25 protein-coding genes are annotated in these 19,726 nt (G+C 62.6%); 16 read left to right on the top strand and 9 right to left on the bottom strand.

Annotated elements, in window-relative coordinates; genetic code table 11:
- Window positions 1-16 precede the first annotated feature (16 nt).
- Window positions 17-1,099: a tetratricopeptide repeat protein gene (locus tag RLEG4DRAFT_RS29290; protein ID WP_003582196.1), complete on the bottom strand. Its 1,083-nt coding sequence runs from the start codon at window positions 1,097-1,099 to the stop codon at window positions 17-19.
- 10 nt (window positions 1,100-1,109) lie between these two features.
- Window positions 1,110-1,763: a thiamine phosphate synthase gene (locus RLEG4DRAFT_RS29295; protein ID WP_003582197.1), complete on the bottom strand. Its 654-nt coding sequence runs from the start codon at window positions 1,761-1,763 to the stop codon at window positions 1,110-1,112.
- Window positions 1,764-1,870: 107 nt separating this feature from the next.
- On the opposite strand from RLEG4DRAFT_RS29295, the gene RLEG4DRAFT_RS29300 reads away from it, so the two are divergent.
- Window positions 1,871-2,635: a sulfite exporter TauE/SafE family protein gene (locus RLEG4DRAFT_RS29300; protein WP_003582199.1), complete on the top strand. Its 765-nt coding sequence runs from the start codon at window positions 1,871-1,873 to the stop codon at window positions 2,633-2,635.
- 69 nt (window positions 2,636-2,704) lie between these two features.
- On the top strand, window positions 2,705-2,965 hold the full coding sequence (locus RLEG4DRAFT_RS29305) for an ArsR/SmtB family transcription factor (RefSeq protein WP_003542830.1): 261 nt from the start codon (window positions 2,705-2,707) through the stop codon (window positions 2,963-2,965).
- Window positions 2,966-3,164: 199 nt separating this feature from the next.
- On the opposite strand, the gene RLEG4DRAFT_RS39425 is transcribed toward RLEG4DRAFT_RS29305, so the two are convergent.
- A complete protein-coding gene (locus RLEG4DRAFT_RS39425; RefSeq protein ID WP_003566443.1) occupies window positions 3,165-3,338 on the bottom strand; it encodes a YdcH family protein in 174 nt (57 codons plus the stop codon).
- Window positions 3,339-3,566: 228 nt separating this feature from the next.
- Between RLEG4DRAFT_RS39425 and RLEG4DRAFT_RS29315 the strand changes: the two genes are divergently transcribed.
- The 6 genes from RLEG4DRAFT_RS29315 (at window position 3,567) to RLEG4DRAFT_RS29340 (ending at window position 7,563) form a co-directional block, all read left to right on the top strand.
- Window positions 3,567-3,770 carry a YdcH family protein gene (locus RLEG4DRAFT_RS29315; protein WP_003566445.1) on the top strand — a complete coding sequence of 68 codons (204 nt, stop codon included), beginning with the start codon at window positions 3,567-3,569 and terminating at the stop codon, window positions 3,768-3,770.
- Window positions 3,771-3,786: 16 nt separating this feature from the next.
- On the top strand, window positions 3,787-4,281 hold the full coding sequence (gene purE / locus RLEG4DRAFT_RS29320) for a 5-(carboxyamino)imidazole ribonucleotide mutase (RefSeq protein WP_037094900.1): 495 nt from the start codon (window positions 3,787-3,789) through the stop codon (window positions 4,279-4,281).
- The gene (locus RLEG4DRAFT_RS29325) at window positions 4,278-5,354 is read left to right on the top strand and encodes a 5-(carboxyamino)imidazole ribonucleotide synthase (RefSeq protein ID WP_003582203.1); all 1,077 of its coding nucleotides are present in this window, start codon (window positions 4,278-4,280) and stop codon (window positions 5,352-5,354) included. Before purE ends, RLEG4DRAFT_RS29325 begins: the two co-directional genes overlap by 4 nt.
- A 164-nt stretch (window positions 5,355-5,518) precedes the next feature.
- Window positions 5,519-5,644, top strand: a complete 126-nt coding sequence (gene ykgO, locus RLEG4DRAFT_RS29330; protein ID WP_003582204.1) for a type B 50S ribosomal protein L36 — start codon at window positions 5,519-5,521, stop codon at window positions 5,642-5,644.
- 110 nt (window positions 5,645-5,754) lie between these two features.
- Window positions 5,755-6,369, top strand: a complete 615-nt coding sequence (locus tag RLEG4DRAFT_RS29335) for a hypothetical protein (protein ID WP_003582205.1) — start codon at window positions 5,755-5,757, stop codon at window positions 6,367-6,369.
- Window positions 6,370-6,492: 123 nt separating this feature from the next.
- Complete coding sequence (locus RLEG4DRAFT_RS29340) at window positions 6,493-7,563, top strand: alpha/beta fold hydrolase (protein WP_051040942.1); 1,071 nt, start codon at window positions 6,493-6,495, stop codon at window positions 7,561-7,563.
- An 8-nt stretch (window positions 7,564-7,571) separates the two neighbouring features.
- On the opposite strand, the gene RLEG4DRAFT_RS29345 is transcribed toward RLEG4DRAFT_RS29340, so the two are convergent.
- The gene (locus RLEG4DRAFT_RS29345) at window positions 7,572-8,288 is read right to left on the bottom strand and encodes an SDR family oxidoreductase (protein WP_003582209.1); all 717 of its coding nucleotides are present in this window, start codon (window positions 8,286-8,288) and stop codon (window positions 7,572-7,574) included.
- A gap of 116 nt (window positions 8,289-8,404) precedes the next feature.
- Here RLEG4DRAFT_RS29345 and RLEG4DRAFT_RS29350 point away from each other — a divergent pair, with 116 nt between their 5' ends.
- The 3 genes from RLEG4DRAFT_RS29350 (at window position 8,405) to RLEG4DRAFT_RS29360 (ending at window position 12,168) form a co-directional block, all read left to right on the top strand.
- On the top strand, window positions 8,405-9,259 hold the full coding sequence (locus tag RLEG4DRAFT_RS29350; protein WP_003582212.1) for a helix-turn-helix transcriptional regulator: 855 nt from the start codon (window positions 8,405-8,407) through the stop codon (window positions 9,257-9,259).
- A gap of 75 nt (window positions 9,260-9,334) precedes the next feature.
- Window positions 9,335-11,071, top strand: a complete 1,737-nt coding sequence (gene ggt, locus RLEG4DRAFT_RS29355; RefSeq protein WP_003582215.1) for a gamma-glutamyltransferase — start codon at window positions 9,335-9,337, stop codon at window positions 11,069-11,071.
- 122 nt (window positions 11,072-11,193) lie between these two features.
- On the top strand, window positions 11,194-12,168 hold the full coding sequence (locus RLEG4DRAFT_RS29360) for a threonine ammonia-lyase (RefSeq protein ID WP_003582216.1): 975 nt from the start codon (window positions 11,194-11,196) through the stop codon (window positions 12,166-12,168).
- A gap of 73 nt (window positions 12,169-12,241) precedes the next feature.
- Here RLEG4DRAFT_RS29360 and RLEG4DRAFT_RS29365 read toward each other — a convergent pair whose 3' ends face one another.
- Both RLEG4DRAFT_RS29365 and RLEG4DRAFT_RS29370 read right to left on the bottom strand, forming a co-directional pair.
- Complete coding sequence (locus RLEG4DRAFT_RS29365) at window positions 12,242-13,048, bottom strand: phytanoyl-CoA dioxygenase family protein (RefSeq protein WP_003582217.1); 807 nt, start codon at window positions 13,046-13,048, stop codon at window positions 12,242-12,244.
- Between the two features lie 230 nt (window positions 13,049-13,278).
- On the bottom strand, window positions 13,279-14,175 hold the full coding sequence (locus RLEG4DRAFT_RS29370) for a LysR substrate-binding domain-containing protein (RefSeq protein ID WP_003582218.1): 897 nt from the start codon (window positions 14,173-14,175) through the stop codon (window positions 13,279-13,281).
- Window positions 14,176-14,292: 117 nt separating this feature from the next.
- On the opposite strand from RLEG4DRAFT_RS29370, the gene RLEG4DRAFT_RS29375 reads away from it, so the two are divergent.
- The 3 genes from RLEG4DRAFT_RS29375 to RLEG4DRAFT_RS29385 are packed head-to-tail and all read left to right on the top strand — an operon-like array spanning window position 14,293 to window position 15,667.
- Entirely contained in the window at window positions 14,293-14,712 is a 420-nt protein-coding gene (locus RLEG4DRAFT_RS29375) for a tautomerase family protein (protein WP_003582219.1), read from the top strand.
- On the top strand, window positions 14,709-15,110 hold the full coding sequence (locus tag RLEG4DRAFT_RS29380; protein WP_003582221.1) for a cupin domain-containing protein: 402 nt from the start codon (window positions 14,709-14,711) through the stop codon (window positions 15,108-15,110). Before RLEG4DRAFT_RS29375 ends, RLEG4DRAFT_RS29380 begins: the two co-directional genes overlap by 4 nt.
- Window positions 15,110-15,667, top strand: a complete 558-nt coding sequence (locus RLEG4DRAFT_RS29385) for a DUF4865 family protein (RefSeq protein ID WP_037094910.1) — start codon at window positions 15,110-15,112, stop codon at window positions 15,665-15,667. The genes RLEG4DRAFT_RS29380 and RLEG4DRAFT_RS29385 overlap by 1 nt, the downstream gene beginning before the upstream one ends.
- A 2-nt stretch (window positions 15,668-15,669) precedes the next feature.
- Here the strand turns inward: RLEG4DRAFT_RS29385 and RLEG4DRAFT_RS29390 are convergent, their stop codons facing one another.
- The 3 genes from RLEG4DRAFT_RS29390 to RLEG4DRAFT_RS29400 all read right to left on the bottom strand — a co-directional run bounded on the left by RLEG4DRAFT_RS29390 (window position 15,670) and on the right by RLEG4DRAFT_RS29400 (window position 18,351).
- Window positions 15,670-16,305, bottom strand: a complete 636-nt coding sequence (locus RLEG4DRAFT_RS29390) for a LysE family translocator (protein ID WP_003582224.1) — start codon at window positions 16,303-16,305, stop codon at window positions 15,670-15,672.
- Window positions 16,306-16,438: 133 nt separating this feature from the next.
- Window positions 16,439-17,878 carry a pyruvate kinase gene (gene pyk / locus RLEG4DRAFT_RS29395; protein WP_003582227.1) on the bottom strand — a complete coding sequence of 480 codons (1,440 nt, stop codon included), beginning with the start codon at window positions 17,876-17,878 and terminating at the stop codon, window positions 16,439-16,441.
- Window positions 17,878-18,351, bottom strand: coding sequence for a DUF1036 domain-containing protein (locus RLEG4DRAFT_RS29400; RefSeq protein WP_003582229.1), 474 nt, complete (start codon window positions 18,349-18,351; stop codon window positions 17,878-17,880). Before RLEG4DRAFT_RS29400 ends, pyk begins: the two co-directional genes overlap by 1 nt.
- A 211-nt stretch (window positions 18,352-18,562) precedes the next feature.
- On the opposite strand from RLEG4DRAFT_RS29400, the gene RLEG4DRAFT_RS29405 reads away from it, so the two are divergent.
- Together RLEG4DRAFT_RS29405 and RLEG4DRAFT_RS29410 are read left to right on the top strand one after the other, a co-directional pair.
- On the top strand, window positions 18,563-19,351 hold the full coding sequence (locus RLEG4DRAFT_RS29405) for an N-formylglutamate amidohydrolase (RefSeq protein WP_003582231.1): 789 nt from the start codon (window positions 18,563-18,565) through the stop codon (window positions 19,349-19,351).
- A 32-nt stretch (window positions 19,352-19,383) separates the two neighbouring features.
- Complete coding sequence (locus RLEG4DRAFT_RS29410) at window positions 19,384-19,689, top strand: DUF1244 domain-containing protein (protein WP_003582233.1); 306 nt, start codon at window positions 19,384-19,386, stop codon at window positions 19,687-19,689.
- Window positions 19,690-19,726: the final 37 nt, after the last annotated feature.

A 19,726-nucleotide genomic window follows, 5' to 3' on the forward strand; every position in this document is an offset into this window, starting at 1 on the left:
AGCAAATGTGCGCCGGCTATCGCCGCCGGAACTTGTTGGCGGCCTCGATCGCCGCTTTCTGCTGATCGTCCTCGATGCCGAGATAGAAATCCTCGAGCGACGGATCGGCGAGCCCCGCCCGGCGCGACAGGACGTACCACTTCGCCGCTTCCACCGGGTCGGGCGCCGTGCCGATGGCATTGATGTAAAGATGGGCGAGCTTGTTCTGTGCGACGACGTTGCCGCCATTGGCGGCAAGTTTCAGCCATTCGAAGCCCTTGACGTAATCCTTCGGCCCACCGACGCCGTTGACGAGCCAGATGCCGAGATCGAGCTGTGCCGTGTCGAAACCGGCGCGCGCTGCACGCGCCATCCACTCGCGGGCGAGCTGCTTCTTTTCCTCAGGCAAGTCTTTCAGCGTCGCATAGATCTGCGCCACTGCATATTGCGAATCGGCAATGCCCTGCTCGGCCGATTTCTCGTAGAATGGCAGCGCCAGCTTCAGTCCCTTCTCGCCGGGATTGTCGGCGATCAGAAGCTGCGCCCAGTTGAATTCCGCCGAAGGATTGCCGGCCTCGGCCGCCTTGCGCATGTAGTCGTCGGCCTTGACCTTGTTACGCGGCACACCCTGGCCTTCCATCAGGATCAGCGCATATTTGAACATTGCCGCCGCATCGCCGCCTTCGGCCGCCTTGCCGTACCAGAAGGCGGCATTCTTCACGTCCTTCTTGACACCAAGCCCCTGCGAGAGGATTTCGCCGATCAGCGTCTGCGCCGCCGCATCGCCGAGCTGGGCGCGCGGCAGCGCCTTGTCCATTGCCGTCAGGTAATAGCCGCGCTGGAAGGCGCCATAAGCCTCGTCGACGGGCCCCTTGTAATCCTTCTCCGGCGGCAGGTCCGGCAGCTTCGCACCCATACGGTCGAACACGCCGACACCATCGGAGGGTCGCACGACAGGGCCGGCGGGCCGGTCGGTGCGGAAGGTCGAAGCCGGCGCCGAGCCCGGCTGGCTGATGACGCTGTCGGTGGCTTGCGCCAGGACGACACCCGGCCCGGCCGCAACGAAGGCGGCCATGCTGGCAAGGAAAAATTTCAATGGGCGGGCGGTCGGGATCGGCATGAGCGCGATTTCAATCCTCAAACCGTGGCGCTTTTTCGTCAAGCAAGGCGTTGACTTCGGCAACGATAGACGGCGCCCGGCTGGGCTCGCCGAAGACCGCCAGCCGCAGCGCCACGAATTCCGCTCCGGTCTCGGCGACGGCGAGCGCCGAGGCCGGGTCGGTGCCGCCCATGACGATGCAGGGAATCTCGATCATCGAGGCCCACCATTCGCCGAGCGCAAGGTTCTTCGGATGCGCCTCCGGCTTGATATCACCGTCGAGCTTGCCGAAGAAGATATAGTCCGGCCTGACTTCGCCGATTTCAAGCGCATGGTGACGGTCGGCTGCGTTGCCGCCGCCGACGATCAGCTTCGGCGCATGTTTTTCGATCGCTTCCGAAAGCGCCTCGGCATTGCCGGAAAGGTGCAGGCCGTCAGCCTTTGCCCGTCCAGCAACACGGCTGTCACCTGCAATCAGCGCCGCACTCCCCGCATCCTGGATCAACGGCACCAGCTTCTCGGCATGTTTCTGGAAGGTGCCATCATCGAGCCCATATTGCGGCACGATCACCGAAGCGACATCGCCGCCCTTCAGCGCGTCGGCGACGATCCTTGCCTGTTCATCGGCATCGGCAATATCGGGTGTGATGAGCACAAGGCGGCAGCGGTTTTCCGGTTCGGTCATGAGGTCTTTCCGTTTCCTGCGAATTCCCCTTCGAAAGGAGGGATCCGCACTCGTTTTGTGTGAGTAGTTCCGTTAGACGAGGCTGGCAAGAGGAGGATGCCGAAAGCATGCCGCAGGATCTGTCATTCTACTATGCCGCCGTGCCCGCCATTCTCCTGGTGGGCCTCGCAAAGGGCGGTATGGGCGACGCTTTGTCGCTGATCGGCCTGCCCTTCCTCGCCCTCGTCGTCTCGCCGGTCGAGGCGGCAGCCATCCTGCTGCCGATCCTGGTCTTCATGGACATGATCTCGCTCGTCATCTGGCGCCGACATGGCGACTGGGCGACGCTGAAGATCATGCTGCCGGGCGCAGTCTTCGGCATTGCGCTCGGCTGGGCGACCGCAGCACTCGTTCCGGGCAACATGCTGCGCATCGTCATCGGCGCTGTGACCATCCTCTTCTGCCTGCGCTATTTCTGGAACAATTACGGCCCGGGCGCCGGCAAGATCGTCCCGCCGCGCGGCCAGCGGCCGGTGGCCGCCGGCCTCTGGGGTACATTTTCCGGCTACGGCAGCTTCGTCGCCCATGCGGGCGGTGCGCCCTTTCAGGTCTACGCCCTGCCGCTCAAGCTGCAACCACGCGAATATACCGGCACCAGCGTGCGCTTCTTCGCGATCCTCAACGCCATCAAGCTCATCCCCTATTTCGCACTCGGTCAGCTCGACACCCAGAATCTCGCCACCTCCGCGACGCTTCTACCCTTCGCCCCGCTCGCCACCCTTGCCGGCGCCTGGTGCGTGCGCCGCATGAAGCCGGCGGTCTTCTATCCCTTCATGTATGCGATGGCCCTGATTGCAGCCTTCCTGATCGTGCGCGAGGGTCTTGGCAGGTAGGGCCGCAGCAGCACGCTGCAATGCACAATTTCCTTGCTGGAACGCCCGGTTTGACGTAGCGTTCCCGTCATGTCGAACACGGACCCTTTCTCTGCGATTGCTGATCCGAACCGGCGGTTTCTGCTGGAGGAATTGCGTCGTGCGCCCCGGACCGTCAACGAGCTCGCCGAGGGCCTGCCGATCAGCCGCCCCGCCGTGTCGCAACATCTAAAGGCGCTGCTCGACAGCAATCTCGTCTCGGTGACCTCGGAAGGCACGAAACGCATCTACACGGTCAACAACCGCGGTTTCGACAAGCTCAATTTATGGCTGGATCAGTTCTGGGCTTGAAACAGGCTGACATTTCAGCGCCGCCCATCCTATGCATGCGACTTGAAGCGCGGCGCTCGCAAAAGCGCCAGCCGCAATGCCGCTGGCATCGGGCTGGCGCAATTCTGGTGTAAAATCACCGGTTCTTGCTGATATTAGGCGGAATGGATGGATTTACCTTTTCTTTCGCAAGATGATCGACCGGCGACCCTTGGGAAGATCAGTGGACGGACGACTTGAGACGCATAATCTCGTCCTTGATGCGCAGCTTGCGGCGCTTGCATTCGGCAATTTCCGTATCGGAGATAGAGGGAGCTGTTCTGAGCGCGTGCAACTCCTCCTCGAGAGCAACATGCTTTTTCTGGAGTGATTCAAGATGAGCTTGAACTGTCATTTGACCCTTCCTTCCTCTTACCCTCCCCGGCCATCATCGTCGGGGATCAAGGTGTCAACGCGGCGGACTGTGACATATTTTTGAAGGCTTGTCGAAGGCCAAAAGATGAAGACTGGATGGCAATTTCATGATCAAGACTAACTAGCCGTTACCCGTATTTGGTGATAGGAGCTTGCGGAAATCATCGGCAGATCGGACAAGGTCCGAGGACGATAACGGGGAATGCATATGGCCGATCAGGAACAGGCGGAAATCAGGCTCACCGTGGCGCGGCTGCGCCAAGAGCACGAGGATTTCGACGCCGCGATCAACGCCATGATCCAGATCGGATGCGATGCTCTGCGGATCCAGCGCATGAAGAAGAAGAAGCTCGTCATCAAGGACAGGCTTTCGAAGCTGGAAGATCAGATCATCCCTGACATCATCGCCTGAGGGGGATAGCACAATGATGACAGACAGACCGTCCGTCGCCATCATCATGGGCAGCCAGTCCGACTGGGAGACCATGAAGAACGCCGCCGACACGCTGGAGGCGCTTGAGATCCCTTATGATGCACGCATCATTTCGGCGCACCGCACAGTCGACCGGCTGGTCAATTTTGCCAAGGGTGCGCGGGCGGAGGGCTTCAAGGTCATTATCGCCGGCGCCGGCGGCGCCGCCCACCTGCCGGGTATGACTGCATCGATGACGCCGCTGCCGGTTTTCGGCGTGCCGGTCCAGTCCAAGGCCCTCTCCGGCCAGGACAGCCTTCTTTCCATCGTGCAGATGCCGGCCGGCATTCCTGTCGGAACGCTGGCCATCGGCAAGGCCGGCGCGGTCAACGCCGCCCTTCTCGCCGCCGCCGTCCTTGCCCTTTCCGACGAAGAAATCGCAGACCGGCTCGACGAGTGGCGCGAGCGCCAGAGTGCTGCCGTCGCCGAATACCCGATGGACAATCTATGACGGCAAGAACGATCGGCATCATCGGCGGCGGCCAGCTCGGCCGCATGCTGGCCATTGCCGCCGCCAGGCTGAACTTTCGCACGGTCATTCTCGAGCCGCAGGCGGACTGCCCGGCCGCCCAGCTCGCCAACCGGCAGATCACCGCCGCCTATGACGACCCGATGGCCCTGGCCGAACTCGCCGATATCTGCGATGTCGTCACCTACGAATTCGAGAACGTGCCCGTCACAGCCGCCGAGACGCTCGCGGCAAGCGTGCCCGTCTATCCGCCGCCGAAGGCGCTGGAAGCCGCCCAGGACCGCCTCGTCGAAAAGCGTTTCCTCAATGGCTGCGGCATATCAACCGCCCGCTTCCACGCGGTCGACAGCCAGACCGATCTCGAAATGGCGCTTGACGATTTCGGCGGCCAGGGCGTGCTGAAGACGCGCCGTCTGGGTTATGATGGCAAGGGTCAGAAGGTTTTCCGCTCAGTGGCCGACAGCGCTGATGGCGCCTATGCCGCGCTCGGCGCCGTGCCGCTGATCCTCGAAAGTTTCGTCGCCTTCGAGCGCGAGGTCTCGATCATCGCCGCCCGCGCCACGGACGGCACGGTCGTCTGCTTCGATCCCGCCGAGAATGTCCATCGCAACGGCATCCTCCACACCTCGACGGTTCCGGCTGCGATCTTGCCGACGACGGCGGAGGCCGCCCGCAGATCGGCCGAAAAGATCCTTGCAGCATTGAACTATGTCGGCGTTATCGGCATCGAATTCTTCGTGCTTGCCGATGGCGGCCTGATTGCCAACGAGATGGCGCCCCGTGTCCACAACTCCGGCCACTGGACGGAGGCCGCCTGCGTCGTCAGCCAGTTCGAGCAGCACATCCGCGCCGTTGCCGGCTTGCCGCTCGGCAATGCGGATCGCCATTCCGACTGCGTCCTGCAGAACTTGATCGGCGACGATATCCTTGCCGTTCCCGACTGGCTGAAGCGCTCCGATACGCTGGTCCATCTCTACGGCAAGACCGAGTGGCGCCCCGGCCGCAAGATGGGCCATGTCACCACCTTGACGCCGAAATCGTCGATTTCCAACTGAGAAAACGCTGCTGCGCCTTGGGAAAAACACCGTCATGCGGTTGACACGGAAAAGGTGACGGGGTATCTGCTCCCCCACCTAAAGAGCGCGCCCCGACGGCGCGCTTTTGATTGTTAAAAGATACGGGCGAATGTGAATTCCCCCATAGATCGCGGATCAGAAAAATGAAGATCAAGAATTCGCTCAAGTCGCTCAAGGCTCGCCACCGTGACAACCGTCTGGTTCGCCGCAAGGGCCGCATCTACATCATCAACAAGCTGAACCCGCGCTACAAGGCTCGTCAGGGCTGATTTCGCGCGTCCGGATCGCTTCGCCCGCGCAGTTTGCGCCGGCAGATATCCGGTGGGTCGCTGCGGTGATCACGTCAAATTTGTTTGATCTTCGGCGTTGGCGGGCTAATATGTCCGCCATGCGCTTTTTTGCTTTGACGTCAGCGGCGCTGCCGCTCGCCCTGATCCTCTTCACCGCCACCCTTCCGGCCACTGCGGCGGAGAAGGACGTTATCGTCGAGCAGGCGGATGTCAACTCTTCGCCGAAACAGCACCTCGACCAGCTCTTCAGCCAGCTGAAACGCGAGCGCGACCCTGATAAAGCCAGCGGCATCGCCAATGAGATCCGCATGGAATGGAACGATTCCGGCAGCGCCACCGTCAATCTGCTGATGCAGTGGGCCGACAAGGCGATCGAGGAAAAGCGCAATCCCGCCGCCCTCGATTTCCTGGACGAGGCGATCGCGCTGAAGCCCGATTATGCCGAAAGCTGGAACCGCCGCGCGACGCTGAACTTCGTCATGGGCAATTATCGCAAGTCGATGTCCGACATCGAACGTGTGCTCGATCTCGAGCCGCGCCATTTCGGCGCTCTCTCCGGCATGGCGGCGATCCTCAGCAATTCCGGCAACGACCAGCTGACCTTGAAAGTCTGGGAGCGTTTCCTTGACGTCTATCCCGCCGAACGCACCGCGCAGGAACAGGCCAACACGCTTGCGGAAAAACTCGCCGGGAACCGAACCTGATTCCGTATCGCCGACCTTGAAGCCAGGCGGCAGCGCCCAAATTTAGAACTGTGGCGGGAAACGATGCGGCGCTTCCCCGCCTGCAGATCTTCCCCGCAAGAACGCCTGTCGCTCGTTAATATCATGCTTGCAGAAGTTACCGCTCTTCTCGCCCCGCTCGCCGCTGCCATCGGCTACTCCTCCTACAAGGCGCGGCAAATCGAACAGACCTATCCGAATATCGGCGAGCTGACGGATGTTGGCGGCTATCGCATGAATGCTGTCCATGTCGAGCGCCCTGAAAATGCGGATCTACCGGCGCTCGTCTTCATTCACGGCGCCAGCGGCAATCTGCTCGATCAGGTCGTCGCCTTCCGCGCCGCACTCGAAGGCCGGGCTGAGATGCTGTTCGTCGATCGTCCCGGCCACGGTTATTCCGAACGGGGCGGCCCGGAAAATGCGGTCCCCTCCGGCCAGGCAGACGCTATCGCCAGGCTGATGGAAAAGCGCGGCATCGAAAAGGCTGTCATCGTCGGCCATTCCTTCGGCGGTGCGATTGCCGCCGCCTTCGGTCTGCGCCACCCTGACAAGACCGTCGGTCTGCTCTTTCTCGCCCCCGCCACCCACCCTTGGCCGGGCGGCATCGACTGGTATTATCATGTCGCCACCGTTCCGGTGATCGGCTGGCTCTTCAATCATGCGATCGTCTTGCCGCTCGGGCTGAGTCGGCTGGAACGCGGCACGCTGAGCGTCTTCCGCCCCAATCCGCGCCCGGCCGATTACATCGAAAAAACCGGTCCCTCGCTGGTACTCAGGCCGAACACCTTCCACCACAACGCCGCCGATTTCAAAAGACTGCTCGCCTACGTGAAGGAGCAGTCGCCGCTCTATGCGCAGATCACCGCACCGACCGTCATCATAACCGGCGACAGCGACGAGATCGTCTGGGAGCATCTGCATTCGCGCGGCCTTGCCCGCGATATATCAGGCTCCGAACTCATCACCGTTCGCGGCGTCGGCCACAAGCCGGATTACCTCGCCAGCGATGTCGCCATCGCCGCCATGGAGAAGATCGCCGGCAAGCAGCACGACCTGCAGGCGATCGCCCGCAGGGCCGAGGAAAGGCTTGCCGCCGCATCCAGCGGTCAGATGGGCGTGATCGCACCGCCGCTGGGGCCAAGCGTCCTGCCCGAAACCCTCCGCGGCACCGCCTGAAACTCGCCTCAGGCACTAAGATGCACACCACCATCGCAGGTGAGGACATGGCCGCTCATGAAGGTGTTTCCGATTAGAAAGGCGATCGCCTCGGCGATATCCTCCGGCCTGCCGACACGGCCGACCGGTGTGCGGCCGGCGAAATCCGCAAAGACACCGCCGCGCTGCTCCGGCGGCAGGAAATTCCACCAGGGCGTATCGATGACACCGGGTGAGACACCGTTGACGCGCAGCGGCTTCAGTTCCGCAGCAAGCACCGGCACCATCGCCTCGACGCCGGCGTTGACCGCAGCCAACCCGGCCGTTCCGGGCATGGCAGCCTGCGCGCTGACCGCGGAGACGAAGGTGATGCTGCCGCCCGGCCGCAACAGCGGCAATGCCGCCTGTGCCGCGGCGGCATGCGGAATGAGTTTGGTCTGGAACCCGGCAAGCAGGTCCGCCATGTCGAGCGCTGCGAAGGGTCCGGCGCCAAGACCGCTGCCCATCGCCAGGACGAGATGGCCGAGAGCACCAATCCCGGCGAACGCCTCCGCAAGTCCGGAAAGCTCCGTCGCATCGAGCACGAGGCTGCGCACTTCGCCACCGAGCGAAGCCTTGGCCGCTGCAAGCTTTTCCTCGTCGCGGCCGGCAATGGTGACCGTATATCCTTGTTTCGAAAGTAATTTCGCCGTGGCGAGGCCGATCCCGGAAGAACCGCCGATAACGACCACATGCTGCAAAGACATGATGCTGCTCCTTGAATTGAACGATCGGCAGGTGCCTTAAGCGCCTGCGACCGCCGGATCATGCCCGGCCTGGAAACGGCAAACAGTTCTGATTTTATCCTGGTATCGATACTGATATGATCGCGGGCATGGACCAGAAAGCCGATATATTCGAAGCCCGCCGCCGTGAATTCGCAGCCTTCCTGCGATCACGCCGCGAACGGCTGTCGCCAGCCGAAGTCGGCTTGCCGGAAGGCTTTCGCCGACGCACACCAGGCCTCAGGCGCGAAGAACTTGCCATGCTCGCCGGTGTCGGCACCACCTGGTACACATGGCTGGAACAGGGCCGCGACATCCGCCCTTCCGCGCAAGTGCTCAACGCCCTGGCCGGTGCACTACGCCTCGACGAGGCCGAGCGCCAGCATCTCTTCACCCTCAACAATCGCCAGACGCCCCAGGCAGCACCATCGACGCCGGAACATGTCGATGAGCCCCTGCAACGCATGCTCGCCAATCTGACCCAGCAACCGGCTTATGTGCTCGGCCGCCGATGGGATGTGCTTGCCTGGAACCCTGCCGCTGAAGTGCTGTTCGGTGGTTATGACACGCTGGACCGTGACGAACGCAACATCATGCACCGCCTCTTCGCTGACCCGGCGCATCGACGGCTGCTCGTCGACTGGGAATCGGTCGCCCGCGTCTCGCTGGCGATGTTCCGTGCCGACAGCGCGCGTTATGCCGGCGATCCGGATTTCGAACGGCTGATCGCGTTGCTGAAACAGGCAAACGGCGAATTTCGTGAATGGTGGCAGCGTCACGAGATCATCAGCCCGCTATCCGGCGTCAAGCGTATCGACCATCCGATCAAGGGCCGCATGTCCTTCGAGCATACCGGCCTGACGCTGACGAGCCAGCCCGATATGAAGCTCATTGTCTATACGCCGCTTGCTGACGACGACACCAACAGGAAACTCGCCGAGCTCCTCACATAAAGCCAATCCTTTGCATTGCCTCGGACTGGCGCCGACCCATATGTTTTTCCATCACTGTCCATAGGAGGGGAAATCATGGGCCGTCTGCATATCGGAACGATCTCCGTCATATCGGCACTGTCGCTGAGCCTGACTTCGGCCTTCGCCGCCTCGCCCGCCCCTGTCGAGGCCGAGCACGGCATGGTCGTCACGGCCCAGCATCTGGCGACCGATGTCGGCGTCGAGGTGCTGAAGGGCGGCGGCAATGCCGTCGATGCAGCCGTCGCCGTCGGTTATGCGCTGGCGGTCGTCTATCCATCGGCCGGCAATCTCGGCGGCGGCGGTTTCATGACCATTCGCCTGAAGGACGGCACCAAGACCTTCCTGGATTTCCGTGAACGCGCGCCGCTTGCCGCCACGAAGACCATGTATCTCGATGGCAAGGGCGATATCGTCCCGCGCGCCAGCCTCGATGGTTATCTCGCCGTCGGCGTTCCCGGCTCCGTTATGGGCTTTGAAACCGCCCGCGAGAAATATGGTACGAAGTCGCGCCAGGATCTGATCGCACCGGCGCTCCGCTTCGCCAGGGAAGGCTTCACGCTGGAACAGGGCGACGCCGCAAGCCTCTCCGGGAGCGCCAAACGCCTGGCCAAGGACGAGGCGGCGGCGAAGATCTTCCTGAAACCGGACGGCAAGCCCTTTGCATCGGGCGAAAACCTCCAGCAGCCCGACCTCGCTGCGGTCCTGGCAGGCATCTCTGAAAAAGGTCCCGACGCCTTCTACAAGGCAGCGCCCGCCGAGGCGATCGTCAAGGCGAGCCAGGAGAAGGGTGGTATCCTCGCCAAGGAGGATTTCGAACAATATGCCGTGCGTGAACTGAAGCCGGTCGAGTGCAATTATCGCGGTTATGACATCATTTCCTCGCCGCCGCCTTCATCCGGCGGCGTCATCATTTGCGAGATCCTCAATGTCCTGGAGGGCTACCCGCTCTCCTATCTCGGCTACAACTCCGCCGACACCGTGCACATCATGGTGGAGGCGATGCGCTATGCTTATGTCGATCGCAATGCTGCGCTCGGCGACCCCGATTTCGTCGAGAACCCGGTGGCAAAGCTCATCGACAAGAGCTACGCCAAAGAGATCGCAGCCAAGATCGATCCCTACAAGGCCGGCACGTCGGCGAACCTGAAACCGCTCGGCGGCAAGGAAAGCACCGAGACGACGCATTATTCCATCATCGACGACGAGGGCAATGCGGTCGCCGTCACCTATACGCTGAACGGCTCCTACGGCGCCGCCGTCGTGGCGCCGGGCACCGGTGTCCTGCTCAACAACGAGATGGACGATTTCACCTCCAAGCCCGGCGTGCCGAACCTTTACGGCCTCGTCCAGGGCGAGGCGAATGCCATCGCGCCGAAGAAGACACCGCTCTCCTCGATGAGCCCGACAATCGTCACCAAGGATGGCAAGCCCTTCATGGTGATCGGCAGCCCCGGCGGCTCGCGCATCATCACCATCACGCTGGAAGCGATCCTCAACGTCGTCGATTTCGGCATGGATATCAGCCAGGCGGTGAACGCTCCGCGTATCCACCATCAATGGCAGCCGGACAAAATCTATCTCGAACCCTATGCCATTTCGCCCGATACGGAAAAGACCCTCGCAGCCATGGGCTATAGCTTCGATGGCGGCAATGACGCACCGGTCTGGGGCCAGGCCGCCGGCATCCTCGTCGGCGGCAAAAGCCTTGCGGCGATCGAAAAGGGCGGCGGCGCCCAATACAACGGCGCCATGGACAGCCGCGCCGCGGAGGGCTCGGCGAGCGGCTACTGACGGGCGGCAGCAGCGGACAACAAACGCGACGGGCCATTCATGTCACGGTGACAAAGTCGCCGTTCACAAATGGCTTGCCGCGCCCTAAGCATGAGCGAACCCGCAAGCAGGACGATTCCCGAATGGCCAGCATTGAAATGATTGTTGCCGCCCGCGCCCGTCTGCGCGGCCACGCGAGGCGGACGCCGCTTTTGTCCTCCCCCTTCCTCAACGACATCGCCGGCCGGCGGCTGTTCGTGAAGGCCGAATGCCTGCAGCATTCCGGCTCGTTCAAGTTTCGTGGCGGCTGGTCGGCCGTCTCCGGCCTCGATCCGGCGGTGCGCTCGAAAGGCGTCATCGCCTTCTCCTCCGGCAACCATGCCCAGGGCGTGGCGTTGGCGGCCAAGCTGCACAATATACCCTCCGTCATCATCATGCCGAGCGATGCGCCGAAGCTAAAGATCGCCAACACCCGCGCCTTCGGCGCCGAAGTGGTGCTCTACGACCGCGTCGACGAAGATCGCGACGAGATCGGCGCCAGGCTGTCGGCCGAGCGCGGGCTGACGCTGATCAAGCCCTTCGACGAACCGCTGGTCATCGCCGGTCAGGGCACGACCGGCCTCGAAATCTCCGAACAAGCCGAAGAGGAAGGGGTGACATCGGCCGAAGTCCTCGTTCCCTGTGGCGGCGGCGGGTTGACCTCCGGCATTGCGCTCGCTCTCGAAGCCAGCGCCCCCGGCTTGCGCGTCCGCCCCTGCGAGCCCAAGGATTTCGACGACACAACCCGCTCGCTTGCCTCCGGGAGGATCGAACGCAATGCGGCGATCTCAGGCTCGATCTGCGATGCGATCGTCACGCCGCAGCCCGGAAACATCACCTTCCCGATCCTGAAACGTCTCGCCGGCGCCGGTATCGTCGTCACCGACGAGGAGGCGCTGCGCGCCATGGCGCTCGCTTTCGTCAGGCTGAAGATCGTCGTCGAGCCCGGCGGCGCGGTGGCGCTGGCCGCGGCCCTCTTCCACGGCGAGACGCTGGAAAGCGACACGGTCGTCGCCGTCACTTCAGGCGGCAATGTTGATGCCGATATCTTCGCCATGGCGCTCGAACGCTACGGCTGAGCAAAAGAGGGCTCGCCTGCACTTTCGCCGGAAATACACCCGGCCTGCGACGGCCGGATGCATTCTGTTGCTGCTACTGCTCCCGCAGCGCTCGGCGGATCGCGATCTCGACCGGCGAATAGGCGTCGTCTTCCCGTTCGAGCCGAAGAGCTTCGAAAGGCGCAAGACCGGGCTGCGCCATGAAGCGCGGCTCTTTGCCGCGATGCATCTGCGCTGCATGGACGAGGAAGGGATGGCACAGATAGACCGTGCCCGCCGCCCCCGTCGCCAGAGCAAGCTGCCGGTCTTCGCCAACATGCTCCAGCCACAGATGCGCCATTCCAGCCTCGCCTGCCGGCGCCAGAAGGCGGGCGACATCCTTGTGCGAACCGACACGGATGCGGGTCGGCGCGTCGTCCTCCCCGACATCCGAGAACAGGAAGAGCATGAGCAGCGCCCGCCCGCGTGAGGTGATGTTCACCCGCCAGGCGGAAAAATCCCGTTGCTCGGCCGGATCGGAAACCTCGCCGGGAAAGCTCAGATCGACATGCCAGCCGGCATCGCCGGGATCGTCCGGATGGGGAAAGCGCACCGGGAAACTTCCAAGCCCGGTGCGTGGCTCCCAGCGTCCGTTGCCGACGAGTTGGTCGAAGGCCGAATGCAGAACAGGCGTATTGACAGCTTTCTCGAACGGGCCACCGCCGTAACCGGCAAGCCGCACGACCGGCTGCGTCCATGTCCTTGGATCATCCGCATCGAAGGGAATATCGCGCCACATGATGGCACGAGCCTCCTCGGCCAATTCGCAGGGAAAAGCCTTGTCGATCCGGATAAAACCGTCCTCGATGAATTGCTCGATCTGCGCGGCGCTCAGCGCCGGCGGGTAAACATTGGATGTCATGAAATATCTCTCTATCGCCAATCCTGCCGGCTCTTTCCTTGGCCGGATGCAGGGTCGTTACAATCCACGGCAACGCGCCAGCCGCGAAGGCTGGCAAGCGGCCGCATCTTCCGATGCCCGAAGGCAGAGCTTTAAAGGCTCAAGAAGAAGGCCGTAGCGATATTGAGAGTGATCATCTTCATAGCAGCCTGAAGCTATAACCACGCGATCGAAGGGTCAATGCGGCAATGTCAGGCCGCCGTCTCGTGCAATGCGCCACGCACCGCCTGCAGCACCAGTTCGGCAAGCCGCGCCGCAGCCGGCTGCAGTTCGGCTTCCGTCTGATGCAGGACCAGACCGAGCTTGGGTAAATCGGGCAGGCCGACTGCCTCGGGCACCAGCGGCTGGACCTTCGCCGGCAGGCCGACCTGCGTGCGGATGGTGAGGCCGAGGCCTGCCGCCGTCGCTGCCCAAAGACCGCCAAGGCTGGGACTGACGAAGGCGAGCCGCCAGGAAATGCCGGCTTCGTCAAGCGCCCGGGTCGCCGCATTGCGCAGCAGGCACGGCGCCTCCAGCGAGACGAGCGGCATCGGCTCGCCGGTTGAGGCATGCCAGCCAGGCGCCCCCTCGGCAGGTCCGATCCAGCGCATTGGCACCTCGCCAATCCGCTCGCAATGCGCCGTCAACGTGCCGTCGCTCCAAGCGAGCGCCAGATCGAGCTTGCCTGACGTGACGCGCTCGATCAGTTCGGCATTGCGCACCACCCGCGCCTCGATGCGGACCTTCGGATGTGCCCGCGCGAAGCGGCCGAGCACCTCCGGCAGCAGGTTCTCGCCAAAATCCTCCTGCAGGCCGAGCCGCACCCAGCCTTCCAGCTCGATGCTGTGCACGGCCGCAGCCGCCTCGTCGTTGAGTTCCAGCAGCCGCCTGGCATAACCGAGCATCGTCTCGCCGGCATCGGTGAGCGCCAGGCCGCGCCCGGCCTTACGGAAGATCGGTGTACCCGCCTGCTCCTCCAGCTTCTTCAGCTGCGCGCTCACCGCCGAGGTGGAACGCCCGAGCTTTTCGGCCGCCTTGGCAAAATTGCCGAGCTCGATGCCCGTCGAAAAGGTGCGAAGCACATCGAGATCGAAGATCGTCCGCCGCATCGTATGATCCCATTTTTCAGGATCATTGATCCACAAAATTCTGATTTTCAGCACTATCGTGCCGTGCGATGGTTCTGCTGTCAAGGCCGGCAAACGGCCTGAACCATGGAGACCCCAATGCCCTTCGTTCGCATTTCCCTTCGCAAAGGCAAGTCGCCGGAATATCTCACGGCACTCGCCGACACCATCCAGCGCGCCCTTGTCGAAACCTTCGACGTCCCGGAAAACGACCGCTTTCAGGCCATCCATCAGCACGATGAGAACGAGCTGCTCTTCGACAGCAGCTATCTCGCCGGGCCGCGCTCCGGCGATTTCGTCTATATCTCGATCACCATCGGTCGGCCCCGCACGGCCGAGATGAAGGCGACGCTCTATCGGCGGCTCGCCGATCTGCTGGGCCAATCGCCGGGCCTGCGGCCCGAGGATGTCATGATCGTCATCAGCACCAGCGCCCCGGAAGACTGGTCCTTCGGCGACGGCATCGCCCAGATGACCAATCCTGATTGGCGGCTGCGGACGGCCGGAGGCCAGCAATGAGCGCTTCGAACCCGAAGACGATGACCGTCAGGCGCCCCGGAAAGGCGGTCCGCTCGTCCGAGGGTATCGCAACAGCGCCCTTCTGGGTGGAGATGCTGCTCGAAGGCAGCGCCGACGGCGAAAACACGGCCATGCGCGCCACACTCGATCCCGGCACCATCACCCACTGGCATACACACCCCAGGGGCCAGCTGCTTTATGTGCTTTCGGGTCTTGGGTTGGCGCAGAGCGAGGGTGGTCCCGTCGTGGAACTGCTTGCCGGCGATGCCATCTGGTTTCCACCTGGCGAGCGCCACTGGCATGGCGCAGCCGATGACAGCCCTTTCAGCTATCTCAGCATTCAGGCGACCGAAAACGGCAGCATCGTCGAATGGCTGCAACCGGTGGAGAGACGATGATGATCGCCATGCAATACAGCTTCACCATGCCCGCCGATTACGACATGTCGATCATCGACCGGCGCATCCGCGACAAGGGGCCGCTGCTCGACGGCTTTCCCAATCTCGGCTTCAAGGCCTATCTCAGTGCCCGAAAGGGCGAATTCGGCAGCCGGGATAATCTCTATGCGCCCTTCTACCTCTGGCAAAAGCCGGAAGGGGTAAGCGACTTCCTCTGCGGTCCGGCATTCCAAACGCTCGCCGGCGCCTTCGGCTGGCCTCAAGTAAGAACCTGGATCGTCTGGCACGCAGAAGTCTCGGGTGATATCGCCGCGGCTAGATTTGCCACACGCGATAACCTGCAAATGGAGCCTTACGCGCCGCTCGACGATATCCGCCAGGTCGACAGCACTGAGGCTGAAGCCGACGTAAGGGCAGGCAGCGCCCTCGCCTCCGTCTGCGGTTTCGAGCCGACGACATGGACGCGGGTGCGCTTCAGGCTATGGCGAGAGATCCCCGTGAGCGGTGAGCATGTGCAGGCCTATCGCGTCGGTCACCTATCCCTGCCTCGAGCCTGAACTTAAACGGTTGCCCGGCGGTAGAAGGCGAGCGAGCCGGCAAGCGCCAGCAGCGCACCGCCGCAGGCGCGCTCCAGCCATAAGGCGCCCGAGGTTTTCAGGAAACGCACCGCCTGCGAGCCGAAGAAGGCGTAGCCGAACATGATGAGAAAATCGAGCGCGGCAAAGGTGAGCGCGAGCAGCGCATATTGCGTTGCCTGCGGCAGCGCCGGATCGATGAACTGCGGCAGGAAGGCCGAGAAGAACAGGTAGCCCTTCGGATTGGTCGCCGCGACCATGAAGCTCTTCAGCCCGATCGAGAAGGTCGACGTCGCGTCCGCCGGCACCCCTGCTTTCAACGCCGCATCGATCCCGCCTTTCGAGCGCAGCAGCATGATTCCAAGAAAGGCGAGATAGGCAGCGCCTGCCCATTTCAGCATCGAGAACCAGAATTCCGATGCAGCCAGCAGCGCGCCGAGCCCGACCGCCACGGCGCCGATCAGCAGGAAATCGGAGAGTACCGCACCGATCATACCGGCAATTGCGCGGCGCAGCCCATGCCGCGAACCGTTGGTCAGCGCCAGCAGCACTGTCGGCCCTGGCGTGGCGATACCGACAAAGGAAACGGCTGCAAAAGCCAGTAGCGTCACGATGTCCATGATGATCCCTCCGAACCGAGCGCTGTAGGGGAGGAAACTTGCATGCACCGCAGCCCTTGGCAATGCCCGGCCGTCAACGAAAAAGCCCGCCGCCTCTCTTGAGGCAGCGGGCTTTCGAAGGGATGCACTCGGATCAGATGCCGCTCTGGCCGTCGGAGCCGATATAGGCGATGCGGATCATATTGGTGGCGCCGGGCGTGCCGAGCGGCACGCCGGCCGAGATGATGATGCGGTCGCCCGGCTTGCCGAAGCCTTCGTCTGCGACGATGCGGCAGGCACGGTTGACCATGTCGTCGAGATCGGTCGCGTCATGGGTGACGACGCAATGCAGGCCCCAGACGACGGCAAGGCGGCGTGCCGTCTTGATGATCGGCGACAGCGCCAGGATCGGCACCTGCGGGCGCTCACGCGAGGCGCGAAGGCCTGTCGTTCCCGACGAGGTGTAGCAGACGATCGCCGACAGCTTCAGCGTCTCGGCGATCTGGCGGGCAGCCAGCGAGATCGCATCGGCGCCGGTCGCTTCCGGCTGAGCGCGCTGGGCATAAATGATGCCCGGATAATGCGGCTCGCGCTCGATGGCGGTGGCAATCGAGGCCATGGTCGAAACGGCTTCGACGGGGTAGTCGCCCGAGGCCGATTCGGCGGAGAGCATAACGGCATCCGCACCTTCGAAGACGGCGGTCGCGACATCGGACACTTCGGCGCGTGTCGGCACCGGCGCCGAAATCATCGATTCCAGCATCTGTGTGGCGACGACCACCGGTTTGCCCGAACGGCGGCAGGCACGGATCAGCTGCTTCTGAATTCCGGGAACCGATTCGAGCGGCATTTCGACGCCGAGATCGCCGCGGGCGACCATCAGTGCATCGGAAAGCTCGATGATTTCCTCTATACGCTCAAGAGCCTGTGGCTTTTCGATCTTCGACATCAGGCCGACACGGCCACGGGCGATCTTGCGCACTTCGGCAAGGTCGTCGGGGCGCTGGACGAAGGACAGCGCCACCCAGTCGACATCGTCGGTGGCAAGCACGGCGTCGAGGTCGGCGCGGTCCTTGTCCGTCAGTGCGCCGACGCCGAGCAGCGTGTCGGGAAGGCTGACGCCCTTACGGTCGGAGATGCGCGTGCCCGAAATAACTGTGGTGACGATGCTCTTGCCGTCGCATTTTTCGGCGCGTAGCGCGAGCTTGCCGTCGTCGATCAGCAGGCGGTGCCCGGGCTGCACCGATTCCAGAATCTCGGGGTGCGGCAGATAGACGCGGTTCTGGTCGCCGAGCGCTTCGTTATTGTCGAGCGTGAAGGTCTGGCCGGGTTTCAGGTCGACCTTGCTGTCGACGAATTTGCCGACACGCAGTTTCGGCCCCTGCAGGTCGGCGAGAATGCCGATCGGCCGGCCGGAGCGCGCCTCGACCGAGCGGATGCGCTGGATGAGCGTACGCATCAGGTCATGGCTCGCATGGCTCATATTGATGCGGAAGACATCGGCACCAGCCTGGTGCAGCTTCTCGATCATCGATTCCTCGGCGGAGGCTGGCCCGAGGGTGGCGAGGATTTTAATTTTGCGATTACGCTTCATCAATTCTGGCTTTCTTGCGTCCCTGGGGTGTCGGAGAGTTGGACCATCCAGCTGCCCTGGCGGCCCGTGTCATATTCCTTGAATCCCATTTTCTGGTATCCGCGGGCATAACAATCCTGCACACCCGTGATCTTGAACTCGTTTTCCGCCACGCACATCTGCACGTCCCCCGTCCAACGTCCTCCCCGGGCGGCGTCCTCCGCGTAGAGGTAATAATAACGCGATTGCAATTCTCCCTCGATCAACGTGGCGCAGGTCGTTGCCGGCACCTGCCACCAGCCTTCCGTCATCCAGCCATCCTTGGCCCGATAACCGATCGCCACGCCGACGAGATTTTGCGTTCCGTTGCAGACGCGAAAATCGGCGCGCGCGGCATCTGCGATGAAAAACGGCACAAAAGCTGCAAGAGCAAACAGAGCGAGACGGACCAGCGGTCCGGACCGCGTGAGGAAACTTGGCGCGGCTTGGATCAACACGGCTCCCAAATAGCTCCACGGTTATTCGTATCCGTGTCTTCTTGCGCCGCCGTCAAGCGAAAGTCAACGCAATGCTAATCGATTATATTTCCTTTCACAAACGGCCGTCGAGGTTCGGCTTAAGCTCTGTCCGCCTGCGGCGCTTGAACCCACCGCAACCGCATGCGATCACTGCACCCGACTGCGCAATGACGAACGGCAATTCCTGATGGACGACTTCCAATCCTTCGAAATCCTATCCGGCAAACATGACAAAGGCATGGTGATCCTCGCAGATCACGCGATGAACCGCCTCCCCGCCCGATATGGCCGGCTCGGCCTGCCGGAGGCCGCCTTCGCCCGCCACATCGCCTATGACATCGGCATCGAGGGGCTGACCCGGCAGCTTTCGGCGAGGCTCGGCGTGCCGGCCGTGCTCGGTGGTTTTTCGCGCCTGCTGATCGACCCGAACCGCGGCGAAGACGATCCGACTCTGATCATGAAAATCTCCGACGGCGCCGTCATATCAGGCAATCATCCGATCACGCCGCAGGAGTGGGAGAACCGCATCGAAACCTTCCACCGCCCCTATCATCATGCCGTCGCCGCAACGATAGACAGGGTCGCGAACGCAACCGGCAAAGCGCCGCTGGTGCTGTCGCTGCACTCCTTCACGCCGGCCTGGAAAGGCATTCCCCGCCCCTGGCACGCCGCTGTGCTTTGGGACAGCGATCATCGCGCCGTCGGCCCGCTGCTCGACATGCTGCGCGCCGACCCTGATCTTATCGTCGGTGACAACGAACCCTATGACGGCGCGCTGAAGGGCGATACCATGTACCGCCACTGCATGATGTCAGGCATTCCTCATGCGCTCCTCGAGGTGCGCCAGGACCTGATTGCAGACGAGGCGGGGATCACCGCATGGGCCGAACGCCTGGCGCCGATCTTTGCGGCGATGAATGCCGATCCCGCCTTGCACGAATACGACGTCCATCTGTCGCGCACCGGTCCCTATTGAGGGATGGACCCTGTTGAATGAAAGGAAGCGAGATGACCGCGCTCAGCAAAGAACAGCAGACCGAATTCGAGGCAGCCGCCTTCCGTCGCCTTGTCGCGCATCTTCGTGAACGCAGCGACGTTCAGAACATCGATTTGATGAATCTGGCCGGCTTTTGCCGCAACTGCCTGTCGAACTGGTACCGCGAAGCCGCCGAGGCCGAAGGCGTCCCGGTTACCAGGGACGAATCGCGCGAAATGGTCTATGGCATGCCTTATGAAGACTGGAAGAATCTCCATCAGAACGAGGCCTCGCCTGTGCAAAAGGCAGCTTTTGAACTGAACAACCCACACAAATAGCTTGGGCTGCCCACAACGGCCTTGACCGTGACGCCGC

The organism is Rhizobium leguminosarum bv. trifolii WSM2297, assembly GCF_000271845.1.